Genomic DNA, 22241 nt, shown 5'->3' with positions numbered 1-22241 from the left:
TCACCCTTCTTCCCCTTGACTATTAAGGTAATTAATTGCTAAAACCTGATGTTCCAATATGGCCTTTTTAATTTGATTGAAGAGCTCTGCTTCCTGAGCAGGATCGACTCCCCAGCGAGAAAAATTTACTAGTAAAGGCTCGGCTGCTTCTTTTCGCAAGCTGGTCAGTTTTTCTTGTAAGCTGTCAATTTCCACAAAACCTGTTGCAGCCAAACTACTGAGGGCCACAATCAATTCACTCTGCTCTGTCTGAGTAAAAAATGTTCGATCCAACACAAAATCTTCCATCAAAGCAACTCCACCGTTTCGACCAGTAGTCGTATACAAAGGAACACCTGCTTGACTTAGCTGATCCAGATCGCGATAAATTGTCCGTAAGGAAACACCAAATTTTCCAGCTAGATGCACAGCTGTTGTTTTGCGCTGACGCAAAAGATAAAACAATAAATGAATCATCCGATTTGTTTTCATAAGTGATCACCTATTTTATTGTATCAAAAAACCCTGACAATAATTGTCAGGGTTTAAGCTTTTGTGAAAATTAATTCAAAATAAGAATTCCGTAGTTTAAAAACATCGCAAATGTTACCCAAAGGAAATAGGGTCCCATTAACCACATGGCAACTGGTCGGTGACGCAAATAAAACAGTTGCTGAATAATTAATAAAATCCATAATGCTGTAATGTCAATTACAGAAAGCAGATTGTTTTGTACTGCGAAAAATAGTGGCGACCATAAAAAGTTTAGGATAAACTGAACCACGAACAATGGAATCATGGTACGGCGCTCTTCTTTTACGGGATGTGTCCAAATTAGGTAAAATGTAATCCCCATCAAAATGTATAAAATAGTCCAGACTGGACCAAACAACCAACCTGGAGGAGCAAATGATGGCAATTCCAATTGTTGGTAATAACTTTGTGCGTTCGTTGTAAAAAGACCAGAAAGTAAGCCTAACAAGGTTACACCAATCGTACACACCCAAAAGCGAAAGTCCTTCAAAATGTTCATCATAGATCTTCCCTCCTTCCATAAACCCACTCTACCACGATTCATTTTATCAAGCGATAAATACGCTCAAAGACTGATTTTTCTTGCATTTAGGAGGTCTGTTTCACTCTTTTTTATTACATGTGTTATAATTGAGGTTAACTAAATGAAAGCAGGTGTCTGAATGTTCTACTTAGATGAAAATGAAGATAATGAAAATAAAACCAATGAAATTCCAGATGTGTACCGTAAAAAATTACTTGATCAGCGGACTGTTTTAATCTATGGTGAAATTACGCAAGAATTAGCAAAAGATATTACTTCACAATTGTTGCTGCTGTCAGCATTGAATGATGATCCGATTACGATTTACGTTAACAGCCCTGGTGGCCATGTAGAATCTGGGGACACGATTCATGATGTCATCAAATTTATTGAACCAACCGTTAATATGATTGGAACTGGATGGGTAGCAAGTGCCGGCATTACGATTTTCTTAGCAGCTGAAAAAGAAAATCGCTACAGTTTGCCAAACACTCGTTACATGATTCACCAGCCCGCTGGTGGCGTTAGTGGACAAACAACTGAAATTCAAATCGAGGCCAAGGAAATTATCCGTACGAGAGAACGGATTAACCGCTTAATCGCGGAAGCAACTGGACAAACGGTCGAGAAGGTTCAGCAAGACACGGATCGCAACTTCTGGATGTCTGTTGATGAAGCAAAAGACTACGGTATCGTCGGAAAAATCATTTCTACTTCTGAAGAAATCGGCAAATAAGAGCTTGTTCTACTGCTCCTTTTGTTATACCATTAGATAAGTTGTATTAGAATTGTGCAGCTGTGACGATTAACTGAATATTTTTTTGCGGGGGGACGCTTAGCGTTGAGAAGGTAAAACCTGACCCTTAGAACCTGTTGGTTAACACCGTCGGAGGGAAGCAAGTCTAAGATAAAATTGATGGGCGTCCCCTTTTTTAAGGTGACGCCCTTTTTACGCGTAAAGGAGGAAGTTTTTAGATGAAAAAAGCATTAACTATCGCCGGCTCAGATTGCAGCGGCGGTGCTGGGATTCAAGCCGATTTGAAAACCTTTTCGGCCCATGGAGTATTTGGCATGTCAGTGGTCACCTCCGTGGTTGCTGAAAATACCGTTCGGGTGATTTCCTATCAGGATATCACACCACAAATTATTCAAGAACAAGTTGATGCCGTTTTTGAAGATATCAAACCTGATGCAGTCAAAATCGGTATGCTCTCTACTGTAGAAACAATGCAAGCTGTCGCAGCTAGTTTAAAAAAGTGGCAACCGGAAAAAGTCGTCTTAGATCCAGTTATGTATGCAAAAAACGGCTGTGCTCTAATGGACCCTACTTCAATTGATACTTTGATTGAAGCAGTTCTGCCTTTGGCTAACTTAATAACACCAAATATTCCAGAAGCAGAAAAAATCAGCGGTCTTTCCATCCAGTCTTTAGAAGATATGGAAATTGCTGCAAAAAAAATCTATGACTTATGTGGTGCCGCAACTCTGGTTAAAGGTGGACACAAAGTCGGCAAAGCCACCGATGTTTTATATGCTGGTCAAGGATTTTCTCAATACACTAGCGAACGGATTGATACCAAAAATACTCACGGCACTGGCTGTACCTTCTCTTCTGCTATTGCGTCACAATTAGCTCTTGGAATAGAACTGGATGAAGCTGTTGCCAAAGCCAAAAGCTACGTAACTACAGCAATTCGCTATTCATTACCGTTAGGCAATGGACACGGACCCACCAATCATTTTTACGATTTGTATCAATCTGGACTAAAAGAATAAGTACCACGCTTAATCCTAACCCACACCGGAAAGCACGAAAGAAAAAACTTTCGTGCTTCTTCAACTTGTATCATGAATAACTGTGTTTTCTAATCGCCTTCGTAAGTTATCAAAACAGAGTTGCTGGCACACATTACTGTCTAACTAGTGCTTTTCCAATTCATGTAGTCGAGACCGTTAAATTCATTTATGAGGTGTTTCAAGTAAGTACTATTCATGAAATTTTTATTGAGGCCTCCCTTTAGCAGCGTCTGACTCAGATCCTGCGGTCAAACTGCTAACAAAAATTAACCCAACGAGAAAATCAGCAGTGTTCCGAACATTTTTTTCATTTTTACAAGTCTTCTCCATTGGTTTCAATCAGATTTTTGTACCAATAAAATGAATCTTTACGACTTCTAGACAAATTCCCTGTTCCATCATCGTGTTTATCAACATAGATAAAGCCGTATCGTTTCTTCATTTCTCCAGTAGTTGTACTCACTAAATCAATCGGTCCCCACATTAAATAACCAAAACAATCTACTTTGTCCTCCTCTACTGCTTTTTTCAACTCACTCAAGTGCTTTTGTAAAAAATCAATTCGGTAATCATCATGCACGACACCATCTAGGCCAACTTTATCCACAGCACCTAATCCGTTTTCACAAATAATAATTGGCAAGCCATATCTGCGGTAAGTATAATTTAATAAATACCTCAATCCAATAGGATCAACCCCCCAGCCCCAAACACTTTTTTCAAGGAACGAATTCTGTACGCCGCCAAATAGCGAACCCTCCTCCTCCTCACTGCCTTTATAACGAGCAACATCTGTCATATAATAGTTCATACCGATAAAATCAAGCTGACCTTCCGCAAAATCCTGTTTATCTTCCTTAGTCAAACCAACTTCGATCTTCAGATCTTGGTATTCTCTTAATTTGTACTCTGGGAATTCCCCATTGCACATCGCATCAATTTGATAGAAATCACGATCCATTTCTTTAAAAGCATTCAAAACATTGACCGGATCACAATTGACTGGATAAGTTGGTGTAATTCCGAAGACGCAGCCGACTTTGCTTGCTGGATCAAGCTGATGAATCAATCTCGTCGCCTTGACCCCAGCCAGAGTCATATTATAGCCAATTACTGCTAGTACTTCTTTCTTATTACCTTCTAATTCGCTATATTTCAGTCCTGCTAAAATATAAGTAAACATGTCAGAAGCTTCTGTTTGTGGATCAATATGATTCATTTCATTGAAGGTTACCCAGTATTTAACTTTACCTTTTAATGTCTGGACCATTGTTTCTACAAAGTTCAAATAAAACTCGATTAACTGTCTGTTTTTCCATGAGTCATATTTAGTGACCAAATTCATTGGTAATTCAAAATGATACAAGGTTATGATTGGTTCGATGTTATGCTTTAGCAATTCGTCAACAACACTTTGATAAAATGCAATACCTGCCGCATTCGGCTTATCATCATCGCCATTGGGATAAATTCGTGACCAGTCGATAGAAATACGCAAGCTCTTAAAACCCATCTCCCCAAACAAAGCGATATCCTCTTTGTAGCGATGATAGAAATCAATCCCTTCGTGAGAAGGATAGCGCCGACCCTCTTCAATTTCCTTCGTATATTCTCGTGGTGTATCAGCTGAACCCGAAGTTGCATAGTCCATAATTGCTGGACCCTTTCCACCTTCTTGCCAAGCACCCTCTAATTGATGGGCAGCAATACTGCCGCCCCATAAAAAATCTTTTGCTAATTTTGTCACTACTTTCCCCTCCAATGTTCGTTTACTAAACGACAACAGTCAGACAATCTTCTTGGCTGCTCAAGCTACTATCATTTGATGGTAAAACATCCAAATAATCTGCTGTATTTGTGATTACGGTGATAACAACTGGATCGTAACCCTCACTTCTAATACCTGCCATATCTGCTCGCAAGATCGGATCTCCAACAGCGACCTGATCTCCTTGTTTTACAAAGGATTCAAAATACTTACCCTCTAGTTCTACGGTATTGATCCCAATATGAATCAAGATTTCTACACCATATTCGGTTTTGATTCCAATGGCATGTTTGGTCGGAAACAAACTCACGACCTCCCCGTTCACTGGTGCATAAATCAGATCTTCCTCTGGTTCAATTCCTAAACCTTTACCTAGTGCTGAGGAAGCAAATGCCTTGTCATTTACATTGCTTAAGACGACATTTTTTCCTTTTATTGGTGCTTTGACCAACAATTTAGTGACGGCTTCTTCATTTGTTTCAACAGAGACAGCTGATTTTTCTTTGACTTTTTCCTCATTTGGGATGCCCAGAATAAATGCTGCAATACTTGCTCCGACAAACCCGATGATGACCGCAACAATCATCATATAAAAATTTTGGTAATTATTTTGTCCGATAAATGATGCCAGACCAAACAGACTAACTGGTGCATAACCAATAACTTTCATCAACCCAGCAAATAGTCCACCAAGTCCACCACCAATGATTACAGCAAGATAAGGCCGACGATATTTTACGAAGACTCCATAAATTGCCGGTTCAGTAACACCCATCAAAGCACTGAAAGCAGTTATCGCAAATAATTGTTTTTGTTTTTGGTCTTTTGACCGGAAGAAATACCCCAGAACCGCTCCACATACAGCGATATCAGAGATAATCCAAGCTACGGTAAAGACTGGGTCATACCCTAACGTCGCATAAGAGTTCATGAAGATTGGGATAATAAAGTTTCCCGCACCAATCGTAATCAAGAATGGCTGTAACGCAGCATATAACATGACAACACTCCAACTGCCAAACGTATTTCCGACAAAATCAAAGACAAAGTTCAAGCCCTCACCAATATAGGTTCCTAAAGGGCCAAACAAGATCAAAGTAATTGGCAACGTAATAATTAGAATAAGTACCGGATTAAAGAAATATTGCAGTGCTTTCGGCATGACTTTTTCCAATGCTTTGCCGACGTATTTCATAAAGATAATACTCAAAATGATTGGGAAGAATGAATTAGAGTAGGTGGTCTCTGGTAATTTTAAACCAAGAAAATCCAATCCTTTTACACCATTGATTGTTTCAGACAGTAAAGTCAATGCAATTGTTACCGCTAAATACTCATTCACATCCAAATTGCGAGCAAAGGAAATTGCAATTAATACCGGTAAGAAAAAGAATACCGCTTGACGAATACTATCTAAAATCATATAAGTTGAATCTTCTGCTGAAACCAGACCGGTCAAAGAAATTAGTGATAAAATACCGGCTAACAATCCGGCTGCCATAATCGGGATTAAGATCGGTCCCATCGATTCTGATAAAACTCGTAAAGCCATGGTAACGAATTTTTCTTTTTCTCCAGTTTCTGACTGCTTATTTTCTCCAGTCAGTCCTAAAATCTGATTCATTTCAGGACGAATCTCTTGAACTTGTGTGCCGATAATGACTTGATAGGCTACCTCGTTGGATACTACATCAATGACATCAGTCAATTCCTTAAACTCTTCTGTTTTTGCCGCATCGCGATCCTTTAATTTGAAGCGCAAACGAGTCATACAGTTAGTTACACTTTGAATATTTTCTTTACCGCCGACTAATTCAATCAGCTGCTCACAAAATTCTTTATATTCCATCTGAATTCCTCTTTTCTGATTTTCACACTACTTGATTAATTATCTTCTTCTCGTTTAGTGACGCGTTGAATATGAAGCATTAAATAGGCTTCTTCATCCTCAGACAAATCTTTCTCAAAACTATCCTTGACATAAATCCGGATTTTATTCACGCAATTATACGCTTCAGGATAAAGTTTGCGAATTTGCCGATTAAGCTCACTTTCATTTGACGAATGTGCTTCTCCTTTAAACATGCGAACGATGAAGTACTGTAAATGGGTGACTAAACGAATATAATTAATGCTGTCTTCTTCAAAATCTAGCCGATAATGATACTTAATAATGGATAAAATATTCCGCACTGCTTCCATCATTTTCATCATACTATCTGCTTCTTCCCCTTGACTTTGCAGGTTGATAAAGTGCAAAGCAACGGAAACAGCCTCTTCATTTGGACATTCCATTCCAGTGGCCTTTTCAATTAAATCAACGGCATAAAGTCCAATTTTATAGTGATCTGGATAAAATTTTCGAACTTCCCAATCAAGTGGACTCTTGATGATCTGGCTCTTTCTCAAACGTTTAATAGCAAAATCAATATGATCCAACAATGCAAGATATAGGTAATCGGAAATATTCTTTTGAATGACTTTCTCACCATATTCAATTGTTTTCGTCACAATCTGAAGATAATCCTCCTGGGTATTTGAAAGTAAATAACTGAAATGTTCCAATTTATCATGGGAATCCAAAACATAGGTTTTTTGAATTTCCTTTTCCTCGATTATATCCCCGACCTTGCGCCTAAAAGCAATCCCCTTTGAATAGACAATGACCTCATTTCCGCGTGTTTGGTCATTGCTCCCTTTTTTTACAATGGCTACATTATTGTTCAAAATTTGACTGATAATCATGCTTTCCCTCCTTTCAAACAAAAAAACCCAAATTACCTAAGGATAGTGTATTTATCCTTGGGTAATTTGAGTTCTGCCTGCGTAACCAGTAACATACTCAAAACAGCAACTACCACCGTTGCTCTGATTTCAGTTTTCTCACTCGTATTGTAAGCGATATCCCGAAACATGTCAACGCTTTCTTAAAAGATAGATTTTGGATAGAGATATTAATGTATCGTCCCCCTTGTTGATTTTGAATAAATCGTTCTTGATTAGCAGATAAAAAAGTTTTCACGTATGAACAGCGATAAATCAACCATGCGTAAGACGTTTACCTTCACAACATTTGTGTATATACTAAAAGAAAAAGACTGGAGAACTGGCCATGAACAAAAAAATTGTAGACGCTTTTGTGCAAGCCATTAATCAACAAAACATTCCACGAATAAATGAGCTGATGGCTGAAAACTTTCAATTTATCGACACTTATGGCGGTTGTGAAAATAAGGAAGCCATGGAAGCTGGTTGGCCCGGTTATTTTCAATGGTTTCCTGATTATCAGATCACCATTGATGATTACCTTGCCAATGATCAATTCGCAGTTATTCTTGGTAAAGCCAGCGGGTCCTACCTTGGCAATCCTGAACGCTATTGGGAATTTCCAGCTGCCTGGAAAGTAGTGATTAGCGGGCAGCAAATTGAAGTTTGGCAGATATTTTGTGATTCTAAGAAGCAGTTAGATTCTATGGGATAAATAAAGAGGAAGCGACATCGCCTACTCTTTATCCGATCTATATGCTTAACTCTTCCTCAGTTAGCTCTTTTTTCAAAAACAACAACAAACCAGCTGAAACCACAGTTCCAATCAACAAACTTACAATAAACATAATGGGATTACCAACAACGGGTAAAACGAAGATACCACCATGAGGAGCGGGACAAGTTACATTAAAAATCATTGATAGTGACCCGGCTATTCCTGAACCAATCATTAAAGCGGGCAACACACGTACTGGATCGCTGGCTGCAAAAGGAATTGCACCTTCAGCAATAAATGACAGACCTAATACATAATTAGCCTTTGCCGCTTCATGCTGCGATTTAGTAAATTTCTTCTTAGAAATAGTTGCTGCAAGCGCAGTAGCTAATGAAGGCACCATTCCACTGCACATAGCTGCTGCCATTACTTCATAATTTCCGGTAGCTAAAGCCCCCACACTAAATAAATAAGCCGCTTTATTAATGGGACCTCCTAAATCAGCTGCCAACATCGCACCGATAACAAAACCAAGAACAATCTTGTTAGCTGTGCCAATACTATCCAACACAGTTACAATCCACGTGTTCAGTTCCCCCATCACCGGATTCACAGCCGCAGCAGTAATAACTCCCACGATAAATACTGATAGCAAAGGATACAGTAATACTGGTTTGATACCATCTAATGACTTTGGCAAACCACTAAAGGCTTTCTTTAACAATAGAATGGTGTAACCAGCTAAAAATCCAGCTAGAATTGCACCAAGAAAACCACTACCGCCATTGTTAGCAAGATATCCACCTACAATCCCAGGTGCAAACCCTGGACGATCTGCGATAGCATAAGCAATATATCCTGCCATTACTGGAACAAAAAGAGCAAACGCTCCATCCCCAACCTGTTTAAACAATGCGGCAACAACATTATAAGAAGCATCGTCCGGACTAGCCGAATTAATTCCCCAGAAGAAAGAAATGGCAATAAGTATACCGCCAGCCACGACCAGCGGCAACATGTTAGATACACCATTCATTAATGCTCCATAAAAACCAATTGATTTCTGCTTATTGGCTTCATTGTTAGCTGGAGCATCCGTGATGAACACCTCTGAATGTAATGCCTTCTCAATTGTTTCTTTTGGCTCTTTGATTCCTTTAGAAACACTGGTTTTATAAAGTTTTTTCCCAGAGAATCTAGCAGTATCGACTTTTGTATCGGCAGCCACGACCACTGCATCCGCTTGCTGAATATCCTCAAGCGTCAACTGATTTTCAACACCTACTGATCCATTAGTTTCGATCTTTACTTCATATCCTAACTCAACAGCCGCCTTCTCTAATTTTTCTGCTGACATATAAGTATGGGCAATTCCAGTAGGACATGCTGTTACACCAATAATATAACCCTTTTTCTGTTCTTCCTGCATGGCACTCTCCCCTTGTTTCTCTTTCTTTCGAATAACTGACAACACTTGATCGACTGTTTCCGCTTTCATTAGTTCGTTTTGAAAAGTTGTATCCATTAACCAGCGGGATAACTCAGCTAAAATCTTTAAATGCTGCTGATTTGACTGCCGGGGAACTGAAATCATAAAAACTAAATGAACTGGTTGATCATCAAGGGTTTCATACTCAATCGGCTCAGAAGACCGTAAAAACAGCACTGTAGGTTCTTGGGTTATATCGTTTTGCGAATGGGGAATTGCAATCCCATCACCTATCCCAGTAGTAGATAATTTTTCTCTTTCCTCCAAGGTTCGTTTAAATTCAAGTTGGTCATCGGCATTGATTTTTCCGATCTCTACCATTTTTTCGGTAAGAACATCGAATAATTGCTGTTTGTTTTTAACTGTTTGGGAAAGAATAATGTTTGAATGGGGAAGGATTTCAGAAATTCTCATAAAAGTTCCTCCTGACCTTTTGGCTTCAAAAAAGATTATTCGTTTTCTTCTGAAGATGGGACGGCTAAATAATCTTCAGCGATTTTATAAAGTACGCTTCCTCGGGCATCCGTACTCCATAACTTCTTCAGTTTTGTCTGAATTACCTGGTCACTTTCGTTTGAACTACATTTTATTAAATCAATTAATACTCTCACGCTATCGGCAACATCTACTTTTAAATCTAGTAATTCCAGCAAAGGCCAGATAAACCGTTCCTTTAAGGTCATCTTTTCCCAAAGATTGCGTGCTACTGAGTTAAGCTCCCGTTTAATTTTAGGATTGGATAACCTTTTAGTATAAATCTGGTGCCAATCAGCTAATTCTTCCGCCGTATATTGATACTTTTCCTCAAGCAATTTACGAAAACCGACAAAATAGGGAGCCAAGTGCTGCTGAATAGTTTCATCCGTTACCGCCTCATGCAAATAGCTTTTGCCTGCTGCCAAAGCAAAAAAAGAAGCTGCATCTGCATACGTATTGACCATCAGCCGTTTGCGGGCAAATGCTGCATCAATATTTTCAACCGCAGGAATCAAAGAAAGGTGAGTTTCTGGTACCAAGGATTGATCCACTGCTAACTCATGGAAAGTTTCCGTATTAATTTGTAAGCTGCTCGGCCAGTCCGATGAACAGATACGATCAACAATCGTATCGGGAACGACTAAGCTATTGGCAACCTTTCTTTGAGCTTCAGTCTTAGCAGCCTGATGAAGTAATTCATTAAAATAATGATTCACATTCTCAATATTTTCCGCACAAATAACTAGTTTTTCCTGCTGACCATCCAAGGAACCGATTAAGGTATTTACTACGTGAATTAAGTTCTCGCGACGTACTGCCGTTGTAATAACTGAAGCTTCCTTTAAATATGTGGCCAGTTTTTTTTGTTCCAGCAGAGAGGAAACTACGTCCTTTACCGGAATAAACTGCTGCTGCCGGTTTGTCTCTTCATCCGTTACCAGCAACGAATAACCATGCTGATCCTTTATTTCATATAAAAGTTTTTCATCCACATCTACTAATACAACTTCGCAGCCACTTTGAACCAATAGAGGCACAACCAATCCTCTACCAAGAGCTCCTCCCCCGAAATGAACCACTCGTTTCTTCAAACTATTTCTCTCCTTTCTGCCAAATCTCAGCTAATAAATCTTCGGCTGATTTAGACCAGCCTTCATGTTGAACCTTAGCAGCTAACCTGGGGCTAATTTTATCCAAATCTTCTAATGCAGTTAACGGAAGATGAAAAAGATGAGGGAAAATAATTACTTTTCCAGAATACATCCCATTTTTCACCGCCAGGATTCCATCTTTTCCCGCACTCAGTCCTCCTATCGCTGCAATGTTCACATCAGGATCAAGCTGCTTTTTTCTCATCTTTTCGATGACTCGAGTTTGATCCGCTACACTAGACCCACTGCTGGCAGTAATTGATACCCCCTGTGTTGCAACCATACCTAAAGGCAGCTTGGCAAAATGACCATAACTAGTACCAGCAAATAAGACAATTAATCCATTTTCAGCAAGAAATTCCACTACATTATCAATTGGTGAAACACCTGGAGCGCAAACAATGATATCCGACGCCCCCGAATTTCCGACGATTGCCCACATTTTTTCTTTATATGAATCTTTCTCGACTACTAAAGTAATCAGCTCAATATCTTTTTCTTTAGCCAGCCTGTCAAAAGTTCTATGCAAGGCAGCATGTCGTTCTGAGCTACGGGTAGTCACAATAATTTTACTTGGTGGATTCTCATGCTGTAATGCTCGCATCACATGAATTCTCCCCATTGCCCCACCACCACCAGAAATAATCAAGGTACCACCCGGTGAATAATCGTAGCGGTACTTTTGTGGATTTAATGCCTCAGAAAGCTTGCCAGACATACTAGCGGCTAGATTGAGCTTGTTGTAATGAACCTTGGCAATATCTAACTCTGCATAGCGGTCAGGTTTATACTCAGGTAACCAAGCAAAAATTCCTTTCGGGTTCAGCAACTCTGTTAACCCTGTCAATTCTTTATTAGTTGGATTACCAACTACGATTACTCCATCAAACGATCCTTCCGGAATCTCTGAAAGTTTCTCGCTGGAAACCAACTCTGGTAACATCACAGTTTGATGCAAGCGATCTGCTGGATCATAAACTTGGATAGTTGAGACTGAATATAGAGAATCCAGCATAAAGACTTTATCCGCTTTGGGATCAATCCAAAGAAAAATACGGTCATTTTCAAAATAATGGCTTCTTGTGTGATTAATAAAAGCTGCCTCAACACAGGCGACAGGCTCAGTTTGAGCAATCGCTGCGGCAGAAAATTCACCGGTTATTGGAAAAGCACAGCTTCCCATGTCAGAAGAAAACACTTCTGCCCCTAATAAAATATATTCAGCCATTCCACCGTTTACATTCACACCGATGCAATACCGATCTCCATTTAGGTAGACATCAGGCTGAACCCCAAATCGTTTCCCCACCGACCATTCCTTTCTCCTATTTTTCCCCGCTGTCACTACTGTCAAAGCTAATTCATGACCTAAACGAGCGGGTTGACTGGTAAAATCCCGATCCTTAAACAGAGGATAATCATTGCCCATATGAATCATTTTTACATCAGAAGCACAAATTGTATACGCATCAACCCTCGCAAGAACTTCATCCTCTTTAGGAACAGGGAGCTCTTCAATTAAAAGCTGATCATTTACACCAAAAGAAGCCAATCCTTTTCCACCAAAAGGCCAATAGGTATTTGTCTGATTCTTTGCCATCGTCTATCTCTCCTTTTAGGGTTCAAATTGTTCCCATTGTTTTTTAGCCATTTCAGGTTGCGTCACAAAATTTAAGCATTCGGGATTCTGTTCGTATTGAGTATAAATGGGAATACCCGCTACTAAACCAAATTCACAATATTCTCTAGCTGCTCTTTCAATGATGGGCGCCGCCTGGTAGCTTGAATTAGCCTCCCACGAGATATGGTTTTCTCGGTCCAAGATAGGAAAATAAGCCAGCCCCCCGTGAGCGCGAACCTCTTCGTAGTCAAAAGCATAATCACGAATACACCACGCACCAAAAGCCATAAGACGATCTGGATTTGCATTCACCGTATAATGGGCCCAGCCAGGAGGTACAATGATAACTTCGCCTGCTTTAGCTTTGACAGCATAACAGTTGCCCGGATTATCATGAGCCGTTTCTTGCATATAGATAATTGCCTGCCCTTGCCATATCTCGTATACTTCTGCTGTAGAAGAGTTGCAGGATCGAGAAATAGCATGAATGTGTCCTTGGCTGCGCACCGGTTCTTCCCCAAACCGCCCCTTTGAATAAATCATGGCCCCATATAGAAGAGAACGGTTCTTTAAGTCTGTCTGATCTTTCTTTTTACCAACATCCATGGCTACGACGTAAGGAATTATCGGGCCATCTGTTTCAGGATCCCGGAGGCTTTGCCGGATATCTTCTAATTTCCGACGCTCAACAGCTGGACCAAATACGGTGTCTCCATAGCTGAAAGTCAAATTCTTTTCATTAACTGTAATATCAAATCCCGGATAAAATTTGTCCAATGTTTATTTACCTCCATTATTATAGATTTCTGACAAACGCTTGAATCACTGCAATTTTTTCCTTTTGGTCTCCCATATTGGTGATTCGATAATTTTTAACACTTTCAGGAACAATAAAGGTTTCACCATAACTGACAGGAAAAGCTTCAAAGGTTTGATCTATACTTTCCACTACCGCAGTTTTCCCCTCCACTAAGTTCAGCATATTTACACTTTCATGAGTCGTAAAAACCGCGGAGTCGTTGAACCAGTGTCGGTGTGTTTCAATGAATTCTAAACCGTGCAGACCAGTTTTTTCAGTAATCACTCCTGATTGAGTTGAAATATTCCCATGAACCTCTTCATTACGGTCAATAAGCTCTTGGTTCGCAAATTCAGTATCTCTTTCCAACAAAATGTTTGGCTCACCATGTTCAATATGCACTGGTCGAGGCACCCCATCTAGGCCAGTTCTTCCCCAGTCCCAAAGCTTGAAGGTAAAAATATAAGGTGTAGCACTGATTTCCAAAACGATTGTATCTGGACCGCCGCAGTGAATCGTACCAGCTGGAATTGAAACATGGTCGTGTTTCTTTACTGGAAAGACGTTGATATATTTTTCATCTGAAAATCGTTTTTTCCCTTTGGCTGCTTCTTTCAGATCAGCAATCAACTCCGCCTTTTTGATTCCTGTTTTCACTCCTAAATAAACAGTGGATCGCTCCGTTGACTCTAAAATATAATAGCTTTCATCCTGTGTATAGTGAATACCAAATTTATCTTGCGCATACTCAACCAGTGGATGAACTTGCAAACTTAAATTTCCGCCACCCATCGTATCTAAATAATCAAAACGAATGGGGAATTCCGTTCCAAATCGCCAGTGAACTTTTTCCCCTAATAGTTCATTGGGATGTCGAAATACCACGTTAGTCGCCGGAACTTCAATTTTTATTCCTTTAAAGTTTAATAAAATACTATTTTCTTCTGGTACTCCATCAAAAGCCCAACCAAAATTATCCTCATTCGAATCTAAACCAAAACGTTCCTTCATCCACTGACCACCCCAAACACTTGCATCAAAATAAGGAACTAGACGAAAGGGCCGATGAGCAGTTTCCTCAATCGCTTGCCGGTAAGAGGTTCCATCAATCATTTTGGGCTGGTTTTGTTCATTGGTATCTAACAGGAAGTCTACCTGATCGAATAATTGCTTTTTCTGTCGATCAGCCATTCGCCACTCAAAGAAGTATCCTCTCTTGAATTTTCGCAACGCATCTTCAGTTTCGTTCGCACTCTTCCAATTCGGCAACTGATTGTAACGGTAACGACTCTGAATTTCCCAACGAGTTAGATCCGCATAAATTAGAATATCCGGTTGACAGACAATCGTTGTGCCTGTTCCATAAACAATGGTCACTCCTGTAGAACTTGCTAATTTCTTCTGTGCTTCAACAATTTTTTCTGCTTTGAAAAATTGATCGATCGTATAATGAGAAAGAACACCGAATACGCGATCATCAGTAATACAGTCCTTAATTTTCGCTTGAACCTCTTCTACTGAAAAACTATAATCATCTACAAAAATCGTTTTTGCCGGAAATAAATGAGGAAAGAATTCTGTTGTCAACTCATGATAATTGACACCTGGGTAACACTCTACTGCTACTATTGTTTTTTCCAATCCTTTTGCTTTGACGACTCGCATTAGCTCTTCTGAAATTGCAGGATATCCTTTAAAGCCCTTTTTTCCGTTCGATACCTTTATTTCGGGTTTCAATTGATAATCAACCATATTATTTTCCTCCATAGCTCATTGTCATTACAATATGAGTATAGAATGTATTTCTTAAGAAGTCATTAGTGTTTTATGTCTATTTTTCTTAATACAATACAATAACCCCTTCAAATCAACACTCCATTGGATTTGATAATTTAACTAGATCATGATAGGATTGTTATGACAATAAAACGTTAGGAGGGTAACGTCTTGGAACCTGGAAAGAAATTCATTGATACCATTCCGCTTTATTCTCAAATAGCTGAAGATTTACGAATGAAAATACTATCTGAAGAATGGAAGGCTGGGGACAAAATCCCTCCCGAGCTTGAATTATGTGATTTATACCACGTAAGCAGAATTACTATTAGAAAAAGTATTGATGAATTGGTCAGGGAAAAACTAGTTTATCGTAAGCGAGCAAAAGGTACCTTTGTTCTTGATTGGATTGAAGAGGAAGATGAACATTTCACTTTAGTTCGGAGCTTCACGAATGAGATGAAAGAACTAGGAAAGAGCGCAGTCACGTTAAAAGCAGCGATTAGTATTGAAAAAGCTGACAAAAAAACTTCTAAATTCCTTAATGTCGATCTAAATGAAAAAATTATGGTTTTGCGAAGAGTACGAGGAACAGTTGGAGATCCATTTGCCTATTTTGTTACTTATTTTACTTACAATCATGATTACCCTACTCAGAATGAGGCCTATTATGGCTCTCTTTATGCACTATTGAAAGACTTCGGGGTAATCATCAATCAGGAAAAGGAATATATTGAAGCTGTTGTACCCTCAAGGGAAGTTCAAAGCATTTTAAAGGTGGATAAATCGCAGCCAATTTTGAAGCGAGTTCGGATGACCAAGCAAAAAGAAAATGATTTTAGAGAATACAGCGAATGCTTCTATATTGGCAATCAGTATAAATACTATATTGATTTTTCCTAGATTAAGAGCACCTACAATCTTTTTTTAGTTGGTTGCAGGTGCTTGACTCATTTTGAGTTATTTTTTGTGAATCACATACCTGACAAAACCACCAGACGATGAAGTTTCAGCAATCATCAAATTAGATTTTACTAAAAACTGTTGAAAGCTTTCTTTCTCCACTAGTTCAGGTAAATAGATTTTGATCTTACTTGTTTCACAGGCCAATAACAAGTGACCCTTCGGTTTTAAAATGCGTGCAATTTCGTCAAAGGACTCTGTCAACTTTTCCCAATGAAAATGAGTTTGGAAGGCACAAATCAGTTCAAACTGTTCACTGGCAAAATTAGTGTCCTCAATCCCCGAAACCTGAAAATTTGCTTGTCCTTGATCTAGTCTTTTGCGAGCCTGTCTAATCGCTTCTTCCGAGATATCAATGCCATGCAATTCACTGTTAGGAAACTGTTGAAACAAGTATTCTGACGAAAGACCATTTCCAATGCCCACATCTAAAATTTGAAGAACTGAGGTTTTTTCGATACTATTTACAGCCCACTTTATCATCGGAAAATATGTGCGATTCCACGTTTTCATCATCAGTTTGCCAATCAGCCCTGCCGGATGCTTTGATTGATTAATTAGATGCTTAAAAAAAACGATTATTCCTACGATAGCTAGTAAAGTCCAGAGGATATATTTCATTCGGCACCTTTTTCTAATTCATACTTTACTTGTTGCGTTAGCAATTGTAGAACCTCTTCACCAGACAAATCTTGAATTCCCCCTTTTTCTTTACCGATAATCCCGTAAAGAAATAAGTAAACTAAATCCTGACTCAACTTCGTTGCATCTTCGCCGATGTCTAATGTCTTGCCGCTGAAATTTAATGCCCGCAGCATAAATAATATGGATTGTTTATTAATCTTGCTGGGAATAACCTTAAGCGCATACCCTAAATCAATAAACTTATTGTAGATTTCCTCTTTTTGTGTGTTAACAGCTTGAAAAATCAATTCCCTTAGGTTGTAGTCAGTTAAGGATTCCGAGCTAAAATAATGCTCGATTACTTTCATTGTTTCACTGTTACATAGCTCAAAAACCTCTGTCAACTTTCCTTCATAAGACTGCTCAGAAGAGTAAACCTCATCAGCAGCCTTCATCACTTTCCCCATCAAACCATTGACAATCTCCTCAACCAATATCTCCTTATTTTCAAAATGATTGTATATTGTTACTTGGGATACATTAGCCTGCTGGGCAATTTGTTTGATACTTACTTTTGAAAAACCTCTTTGGCCAAACAGCTTTAAAGCCGCTTCAATAATCATCCCTCGTTTGTTATTCACACCCTGACACCTCCCTCTTAACTTCCAACAATACACTATCAGATCGCATAATTCAATAATAATGAAATATATGTATAAATGTTTCAATAAATTAAGAGCCTTTTCATGCTACAATAAAGGAAAATGGTTGGAGGTAGCTTATGGAAAATATTCAAGGAACGTGTCTGTGTGAGAAGAATCAGATAACAATTAAACGGTATGGAAATTTCGTCTACAGTTGTCATTGTGATATGTGTCGAAAAATGAATGCGGGTCCAGTTATGGCAGTAGATCCTGAGAAAAGTGACAATGTGGAGCTGCAACTTGATTCCGAATCAGTCACTTATTATCACTCAAGTGAAGAGGTAGAGCGCGCTTTTTGTTCTACCTGCGGCACCTATCTTTTCTGGCATCATTTGGAGCGAGATCATTATTGCTTGAATGCTGAATTATTTCCAGATATTATCGCTGATGCAACTTTTGGTCTACAGGTTTTTTACGATCGCAAGCCTGCTTATTATGAATTTGTCAACGAAACTAAAAAGTTTGATAGTCAGTGGCAGGAAGTAGAATAAAAATGAATACGAAAAACTCAGGGTTGCTTTTCTAGATTTCAAAAGCAGCTCTGAGTTTTTTTGTGACCGGTTTAGTGATTTTTCCAACAAACCATAAACCATCCAATCGATTATTGATTAATTAACCTACCCTAAGAAGTTCTCTTATCTCGAATAAAAAATGATTTTGATAGTTTCTCTTAGATTTTTTGTTTTGGTATTTCTTCACGAAAAATATTGCATAAGACGATGGCCCTCGACTAAAAATGTTTTCATTACAATCACTACCATCAATAAGTAAGAGCCATATTTAAAAACAAATGTAGTGTCGAAAAAATTGGATAGCAACGCGGCTATTCCTACCACAAAACTTAAAATCCCCAAACCACATAGCACAACAAATAATTTCCCTTGCGTAGGAAAACCTCCGACTGTTCCAATGCCATCCCTAGTGCCTGACATAATCGACATTAATAATCCTAAAACAAACAACACAGCAAACGTTCGGCTCCATTGTACTTCTTTTTGACCTAGCGTATAGAGAATAAATACAAGTGCACTTAAAATAAGACTACTAGATAAAATGCGACTAATACTGCCAACATACAAATTAATCATGGGTCTCTCCTTTATTCTTTGCTATATAATTGACGGAACTTTTGAACATGCTTGCGTAGTTCAGCTAGAGCTTCTTCGACAGATATCCCCCCTTGTTCACAACAGTTTAATAACATAATAATTGGTGAAAAGAATTGCAGTGCAGCTATTTTGGCATCGCCTTCTTTGAAAACACCAACATCCATCATGCTCTGAAACAGCTCTTTTTGAAAAAGTAGAGGCTCTTTGTAATAGCGCTGGTGGAGAATCTCACCAATATATGGATTTTGGAATTGCTCAATAATCAATAAATGACGGAATCTCGCCTCTTTTTCATCCTTGATAAAATAGAGAAACAGGTCTTCACTAATTTTTTCCAATTGGTCAGGTTGAAGCTGCTGGTAAAAATGTTGTACCTCTTCAGCTCCCTGAGGATTATTTAGTAGTTTCTCTTGTCCCTGATAACGGTCTTTCATCATAGTAAAAATTCCCTCAAAAATACTTTGCTTATTTCTGTAATGCTTGTACAAAGAACTTGCTTTGATTCCTACTGCTTTAGCTATCATTTCAATAGAAACACCTTGATAACCATGAATAGAGAACAATATTAAGGCTTCTTCTAAAATCTTATCTGCTGTTTTCACCCTATCAACCTCCTAAGCTAATGATCGTTAGCTTGTCAATAAAAAATTGAAAACGATTCTCATATTATTCAATTGCTTATAAATTTTTATTCTATTAGACTGAATGTAAGGACGTCGACATCCTAATACAAATTAGGAGGCAACAAACATGCAACAACTGAATTTTCAAGGTGATCATTACTCTATCGGTCGTACTTTCGGTACCGAATTAAAACGAAATAATCTATGCTTGCTAGACATGATTCCGTTTGAGTTAGACGAACAGCGAAGTCAATTTATCAAAACCTGCTTACCTGTTTACCAACAATATTTTCCAGAAATACTTGCTGAAATTCAAGGCATTGCCGATGGTCAGGAAATTTCTGTACAACCATTGCAGGCTGCTTTGTTTGGAATGTATTGCCTGATGCCAGGCTCCCACTGCTCCAGTTTTATTGTGAAAAACCGACAAGGATGTTTCTTAGGACGAAATAGCGACTTTTTAACTTTCACAGAAGAACAGTGCCTAAACACCTCTTACACATTTACCGCTAATGAAGGCTTTAATTTTTTGGGTAATACCACAGCATTTGTAGAAATGGAGGATGGCATTAACCAGCATGGATTATCTATTGCCTTAACCTCAGTTGCTCCTTACAAGGTTCAGGCTGGGTTAAATGTGGGGATGTTACTGCGTTTGGTTTTAGAGAAATGCAGAACCGTCCACGAGGCAGCAAAATTGATAAGCGAAATTCCTCACGCGGGCTCTGGCACTTTAGTAATCGGAGATGCAAATGCTGAGGGGATTTTAGTTGAACTGAGTCCTGATCAAACAGCGATTTATTCCTTGGATGAAGCTGAAAGCTATTTGATTGCTACTAATATGTTTAATACTCCGGGAATGATTAAACACAATCGATTACCTGAGGATACTTGGAGGGCAGAAGAAAGATACGAAACGATGCGTAAATATCTCAAAGAATATGCTGCCGAAGTTGACATAAAAAAAGCCCAGCAACTATTGGCTGGAGATTACGGATTTATGTGCGATTATGACCGCAGCACTGGTAAGGATACGGTATGGTCTTGTGTTTACGATCTCGACTCATCCCAAGTTTATCGTACTGCTGGAAATCCAGCTAATAGTCCCTTTAAAAAAGACGTTTGGCCTAAACAAAAAGACTAAATAGGACATCAAACTATCCGAACCTGAATGAAACACTTTGACGTTTTAGCAGTAAGGTTCGGATAGTTTTTTTTAACCAAAAGGATTTTTACAAGTTTCTAAAATGCTGCCTGTGCCAAATGCTGCTTTTATAAAGAATTACTTCTCAGGTATTTCATTTTTAGGTGTAATCACCGGTTTGCCTTCTTGATCCACGAGGACTGTTAACCCACCAGCATAACCCATTTTCGTAGCAACATAGTTCACACCTGTTTCTCTATCAACAAGAATAGCTACTATGTCTGCAGTACCTTGACTATATACCTTTACAAATCTTTTGTCCTTTGCCATTGCTTCTCCTCCTTACAGTTCTTTCTTCCATTTTCTTATTTTTGTTCGAAAAGATTTGAATGGTGCTACAGTATTTATGTGCACCCATTTCCAAACCGGCCAGTTGGAAGCAGTGGATTGTGCCCATTTACGACCACCGGACTGGAACAATTCTTCGTCCGATAATGAATTGATCCACGTAATTAAATCCTTCACTGCTTGATTAAACAATCCCGTTAGTTCAGCTAAAGATTGGCCTCGATGAACTTCATAAAACTGCTCATGCAGCGGTCCCATCTTGTTCCATTTAATTCCCGGTGCTGGCAATTCTAAGGGTTTCCCTGCTAATTCGGTTTGTTCCCACTGATCAATCAAAGCTAGCCAACCTAATTGATAAGTTAAGTTCTCGTAAGGAGTACGATCAACTCCCTCAATCCGCTTATTAGCATCTGTTTCATTGATGTCTGCAAATTCCTCGATATACTTACTCGAAGTTTTCTCGATCTCAGCAATTAACGCCTCTTTGCTTTCATACTCTTTCACCTGTCCGCCTCCTTCATTTTTCTTAAATAACTCTAATAAAATCATACTATAAAAAGCAAGCGATTTCATAAATATTTTTTTGTTTGATAGAATAATTTGCCTGTGATAAGCTGATTATAATGACTAATTAAAAATAGGAGTGATCCCATGAGGCTCGTAATTGTAATAGCTTCATACAAAGTCTGCGGGTAACATTTGTATGAAGCTATTAAATCAAACTACCCGGCTGGACTTTGTCTTTTATTAACTACAAAATAAAGGAGAAAGTACCATGTTTAAAAAAATTGAAAATGAACAGCTTATTAAAGAAATTGATTTATCGATTGCCGGAATCACTTTTAGGGAAAAACCACTCTTGATTGGTGGTTTATCTATGGAATATTATGGTATTCGTAAACACGGAAATGACATTGATTTTATAGTTGCAGAGGAAGACTATCAGGCATTAGCAGCTAAGCACCCTGAAAATCAGCAAGATAAGTGGGGTGACAGGTTTTTATCAGTAGCATCTTATGAGTTTTTGCGAAGCATCTTTCGGTTTGATTATGCTTTTCTGGCAACGGGTGCCATTGAGTATGAACACTGTAAAGTGATCTCTTTGGAGAAATTATTTTTCATGAAGGTTTTAGCTTTTGATAATCAACCTGAAGTAGAAAAGCATACCAAGGATTACCAGCTTATTTTAGCTTATTTTTTAGAAAGATTTCAAAATAAGGAATTTGCTGCAGCTGCCGAGCAGTTTATCCCACAATATCTGGCATCACCTGATGGGATCATTTATCATTAATAACGCAATAAAACGGTGAGAATCTACTCCTCACCGT

Annotated in this window: 23 protein-coding genes and 1 riboswitch; of the genes, 7 read left to right on the top strand and 16 right to left on the bottom strand. The window is 38.7% G+C overall.

From position 1 onward, the window contains the following. Both IGI49_RS23950 and IGI49_RS23945 read right to left on the bottom strand, forming a co-directional pair. A complete protein-coding gene (locus tag IGI49_RS23950; RefSeq protein ID WP_429965134.1) occupies positions 1-471 on the bottom strand; it encodes a helix-turn-helix transcriptional regulator in 471 nt (156 codons plus the stop codon). 70 nt (positions 472-541) lie between these two features. Then, positions 542-1012, bottom strand: coding sequence for a TspO/MBR family protein (locus tag IGI49_RS23945; RefSeq protein ID WP_429966069.1), 471 nt, complete (start codon positions 1010-1012; stop codon positions 542-544). 163 nt (positions 1013-1175) lie between these two features. On the opposite strand from IGI49_RS23945, the gene IGI49_RS23940 reads away from it, so the two are divergent. Together IGI49_RS23940 and thiD are read left to right on the top strand one after the other, a co-directional pair. Further along, a complete protein-coding gene (locus IGI49_RS23940; RefSeq protein ID WP_429965135.1) occupies positions 1176-1772 on the top strand; it encodes an ATP-dependent Clp protease proteolytic subunit in 597 nt (198 codons plus the stop codon). A gap of 79 nt (positions 1773-1851) precedes the next feature. Beyond that, positions 1852-1949: riboswitch (TPP riboswitch) on the top strand. A gap of 62 nt (positions 1950-2011) precedes the next feature. Continuing rightward, positions 2012-2812 (top strand): bifunctional hydroxymethylpyrimidine kinase/phosphomethylpyrimidine kinase, encoded by an 801-nt coding sequence (gene thiD, locus IGI49_RS23935; protein ID WP_429965136.1) that lies wholly within the window; start codon positions 2012-2014, stop codon positions 2810-2812. Between the two features lie 334 nt (positions 2813-3146). Here thiD and IGI49_RS23930 read toward each other — a convergent pair whose 3' ends face one another. The 3 genes from IGI49_RS23930 to IGI49_RS23920 are packed head-to-tail and all read right to left on the bottom strand — an operon-like array spanning position 3147 to position 7346. Then, a complete protein-coding gene (locus tag IGI49_RS23930; RefSeq protein WP_429965137.1) occupies positions 3147-4580 on the bottom strand; it encodes a family 1 glycosylhydrolase in 1434 nt (477 codons plus the stop codon). Positions 4581-4605: 25 nt separating this feature from the next. Continuing rightward, positions 4606-6450 (bottom strand): beta-glucoside-specific PTS transporter subunit IIABC, encoded by a 1845-nt coding sequence (locus IGI49_RS23925; RefSeq protein WP_429965138.1) that lies wholly within the window; start codon positions 6448-6450, stop codon positions 4606-4608. Positions 6451-6485: 35 nt separating this feature from the next. Then, the gene (locus IGI49_RS23920) at positions 6486-7346 is read right to left on the bottom strand and encodes a PRD domain-containing protein (RefSeq protein WP_429965139.1); all 861 of its coding nucleotides are present in this window, start codon (positions 7344-7346) and stop codon (positions 6486-6488) included. A gap of 367 nt (positions 7347-7713) precedes the next feature. On the opposite strand from IGI49_RS23920, the gene IGI49_RS23915 reads away from it, so the two are divergent. Further along, positions 7714-8082, top strand: a complete 369-nt coding sequence (locus IGI49_RS23915; RefSeq protein ID WP_429965140.1) for a nuclear transport factor 2 family protein — start codon at positions 7714-7716, stop codon at positions 8080-8082. Positions 8083-8119: 37 nt separating this feature from the next. On the opposite strand, the gene IGI49_RS23910 is transcribed toward IGI49_RS23915, so the two are convergent. Genes IGI49_RS23910 through IGI49_RS23890 form a run of 5 tightly spaced genes read right to left on the bottom strand, consistent with a single transcriptional unit; the run spans position 8120 to position 15374 of the window. Then, positions 8120-9988: a PTS fructose transporter subunit IIABC gene (locus IGI49_RS23910; protein ID WP_429965141.1), complete on the bottom strand. Its 1869-nt coding sequence runs from the start codon at positions 9986-9988 to the stop codon at positions 8120-8122. 35 nt (positions 9989-10023) lie between these two features. After that, on the bottom strand, positions 10024-11142 hold the full coding sequence (locus IGI49_RS23905) for a hypothetical protein (protein ID WP_429965142.1): 1119 nt from the start codon (positions 11140-11142) through the stop codon (positions 10024-10026). Between the two features lies 1 nt (position 11143). Next, positions 11144-12802, bottom strand: a complete 1659-nt coding sequence (locus tag IGI49_RS23900; RefSeq protein ID WP_429965143.1) for an alcohol dehydrogenase catalytic domain-containing protein — start codon at positions 12800-12802, stop codon at positions 11144-11146. 15 nt (positions 12803-12817) lie between these two features. Next, on the bottom strand, positions 12818-13600 hold the full coding sequence (locus IGI49_RS23895; RefSeq protein WP_429965144.1) for a glucose-6-phosphate isomerase family protein: 783 nt from the start codon (positions 13598-13600) through the stop codon (positions 12818-12820). Between the two features lie 19 nt (positions 13601-13619). Next, positions 13620-15374: a class I mannose-6-phosphate isomerase gene (locus tag IGI49_RS23890; RefSeq protein ID WP_429965145.1), complete on the bottom strand. Its 1755-nt coding sequence runs from the start codon at positions 15372-15374 to the stop codon at positions 13620-13622. 195 nt (positions 15375-15569) lie between these two features. On the opposite strand from IGI49_RS23890, the gene IGI49_RS23885 reads away from it, so the two are divergent. Next, positions 15570-16301, top strand: coding sequence for a GntR family transcriptional regulator (locus IGI49_RS23885; protein ID WP_429965146.1), 732 nt, complete (start codon positions 15570-15572; stop codon positions 16299-16301). Positions 16302-16358: 57 nt separating this feature from the next. Here IGI49_RS23885 and IGI49_RS23880 read toward each other — a convergent pair whose 3' ends face one another. Next, entirely contained in the window at positions 16359-16982 is a 624-nt protein-coding gene (locus tag IGI49_RS23880) for a class I SAM-dependent methyltransferase (RefSeq protein WP_429965147.1), read from the bottom strand. Beyond that, a complete protein-coding gene (locus IGI49_RS23875) occupies positions 16979-17626 on the bottom strand; it encodes a TetR/AcrR family transcriptional regulator (protein WP_429965148.1) in 648 nt (215 codons plus the stop codon). Before IGI49_RS23875 ends, IGI49_RS23880 begins: the two co-directional genes overlap by 4 nt. Positions 17627-17766: 140 nt before the next feature. On the opposite strand from IGI49_RS23875, the gene IGI49_RS23870 reads away from it, so the two are divergent. Then, positions 17767-18180 carry a GFA family protein gene (locus tag IGI49_RS23870; RefSeq protein ID WP_207704524.1) on the top strand — a complete coding sequence of 138 codons (414 nt, stop codon included), beginning with the start codon at positions 17767-17769 and terminating at the stop codon, positions 18178-18180. A 204-nt stretch (positions 18181-18384) separates the two neighbouring features. On the opposite strand, the gene IGI49_RS23865 is transcribed toward IGI49_RS23870, so the two are convergent. Both IGI49_RS23865 and IGI49_RS23860 read right to left on the bottom strand, forming a co-directional pair. Then, positions 18385-18777, bottom strand: coding sequence for a hypothetical protein (locus IGI49_RS23865; RefSeq protein ID WP_429965149.1), 393 nt, complete (start codon positions 18775-18777; stop codon positions 18385-18387). Between the two features lie 11 nt (positions 18778-18788). Continuing rightward, the gene (locus tag IGI49_RS23860; protein WP_429965150.1) at positions 18789-19400 is read right to left on the bottom strand and encodes a TetR/AcrR family transcriptional regulator; all 612 of its coding nucleotides are present in this window, start codon (positions 19398-19400) and stop codon (positions 18789-18791) included. Positions 19401-19548: 148 nt separating this feature from the next. Between IGI49_RS23860 and IGI49_RS23855 the strand changes: the two genes are divergently transcribed. After that, a complete protein-coding gene (locus IGI49_RS23855; RefSeq protein WP_429965151.1) occupies positions 19549-20565 on the top strand; it encodes a C45 family autoproteolytic acyltransferase/hydolase in 1017 nt (338 codons plus the stop codon). A gap of 138 nt (positions 20566-20703) precedes the next feature. Here the strand turns inward: IGI49_RS23855 and IGI49_RS23850 are convergent, their stop codons facing one another. Next, entirely contained in the window at positions 20704-20895 is a 192-nt protein-coding gene (locus IGI49_RS23850) for a DUF6440 family protein (protein WP_429965152.1), read from the bottom strand. Positions 20896-20907: 12 nt separating this feature from the next. Further along, positions 20908-21417, bottom strand: a complete 510-nt coding sequence (locus IGI49_RS23845) for a ClbS/DfsB family four-helix bundle protein (protein WP_429965153.1) — start codon at positions 21415-21417, stop codon at positions 20908-20910. Positions 21418-21688: 271 nt separating this feature from the next. Here IGI49_RS23845 and IGI49_RS23840 point away from each other — a divergent pair, with 271 nt between their 5' ends. Further along, complete coding sequence (locus IGI49_RS23840; protein ID WP_429965154.1) at positions 21689-22204, top strand: hypothetical protein; 516 nt, start codon at positions 21689-21691, stop codon at positions 22202-22204. The last annotated feature ends 37 nt before the right edge of the window (positions 22205-22241 follow it).

Origin of the sequence: Enterococcus sp. AZ071 (assembly GCF_050499065.1) — a bacterium.
In the GTDB taxonomy this organism is placed as follows: Bacteria; Bacillota; Bacilli; order Lactobacillales; family Enterococcaceae; genus Enterococcus_A; species Enterococcus_A ferrettii.
Note: the sequence above shows the minus strand (reverse complement) of the source record. Positions and strands in the feature narration are given on the sequence as shown.

Coding starts and splice junctions, on each gene's coding strand:
- IGI49_RS23950 (WP_429965134.1), bottom strand. CDS start 471: ATGAAAACAAATCGGATGATTCATTTATTGTTTTATCTTTTGCGTCAG.
- IGI49_RS23945 (WP_429966069.1), bottom strand. CDS start 1,012: ATGAACATTTTGAAGGACTTTCGCTTTTGGGTGTGTACGATTGGTGTA.
- IGI49_RS23940 (WP_429965135.1), top strand. CDS start 1,176: ATGTTCTACTTAGATGAAAATGAAGATAATGAAAATAAAACCAATGAA.
- thiD (WP_429965136.1), top strand. CDS start 2,012: ATGAAAAAAGCATTAACTATCGCCGGCTCAGATTGCAGCGGCGGTGCT.
- IGI49_RS23925 (WP_429965138.1), bottom strand. CDS start 6,450: ATGGAATATAAAGAATTTTGTGAGCAGCTGATTGAATTAGTCGGCGGT.
- IGI49_RS23920 (WP_429965139.1), bottom strand. CDS start 7,346: ATGATTATCAGTCAAATTTTGAACAATAATGTAGCCATTGTAAAAAAA.
- IGI49_RS23915 (WP_429965140.1), top strand. CDS start 7,714: ATGAACAAAAAAATTGTAGACGCTTTTGTGCAAGCCATTAATCAACAA.
- IGI49_RS23910 (WP_429965141.1), bottom strand. CDS start 9,988: ATGAGAATTTCTGAAATCCTTCCCCATTCAAACATTATTCTTTCCCAA.
- IGI49_RS23900 (WP_429965143.1), bottom strand. CDS start 12,802: ATGGCAAAGAATCAGACAAATACCTATTGGCCTTTTGGTGGAAAAGGA.
- IGI49_RS23890 (WP_429965145.1), bottom strand. CDS start 15,374: ATGGTTGATTATCAATTGAAACCCGAAATAAAGGTATCGAACGGAAAA.
- IGI49_RS23880 (WP_429965147.1), bottom strand. CDS start 16,982: ATGAAATATATCCTCTGGACTTTACTAGCTATCGTAGGAATAATCGTT.
- IGI49_RS23870 (WP_207704524.1), top strand. CDS start 17,767: ATGGAAAATATTCAAGGAACGTGTCTGTGTGAGAAGAATCAGATAACA.
- IGI49_RS23865 (WP_429965149.1), bottom strand. CDS start 18,777: ATGATTAATTTGTATGTTGGCAGTATTAGTCGCATTTTATCTAGTAGT.
- IGI49_RS23855 (WP_429965151.1), top strand. CDS start 19,549: ATGCAACAACTGAATTTTCAAGGTGATCATTACTCTATCGGTCGTACT.
- IGI49_RS23850 (WP_429965152.1), bottom strand. CDS start 20,895: ATGGCAAAGGACAAAAGATTTGTAAAGGTATATAGTCAAGGTACTGCA.
- IGI49_RS23840 (WP_429965154.1), top strand. CDS start 21,689: ATGTTTAAAAAAATTGAAAATGAACAGCTTATTAAAGAAATTGATTTA.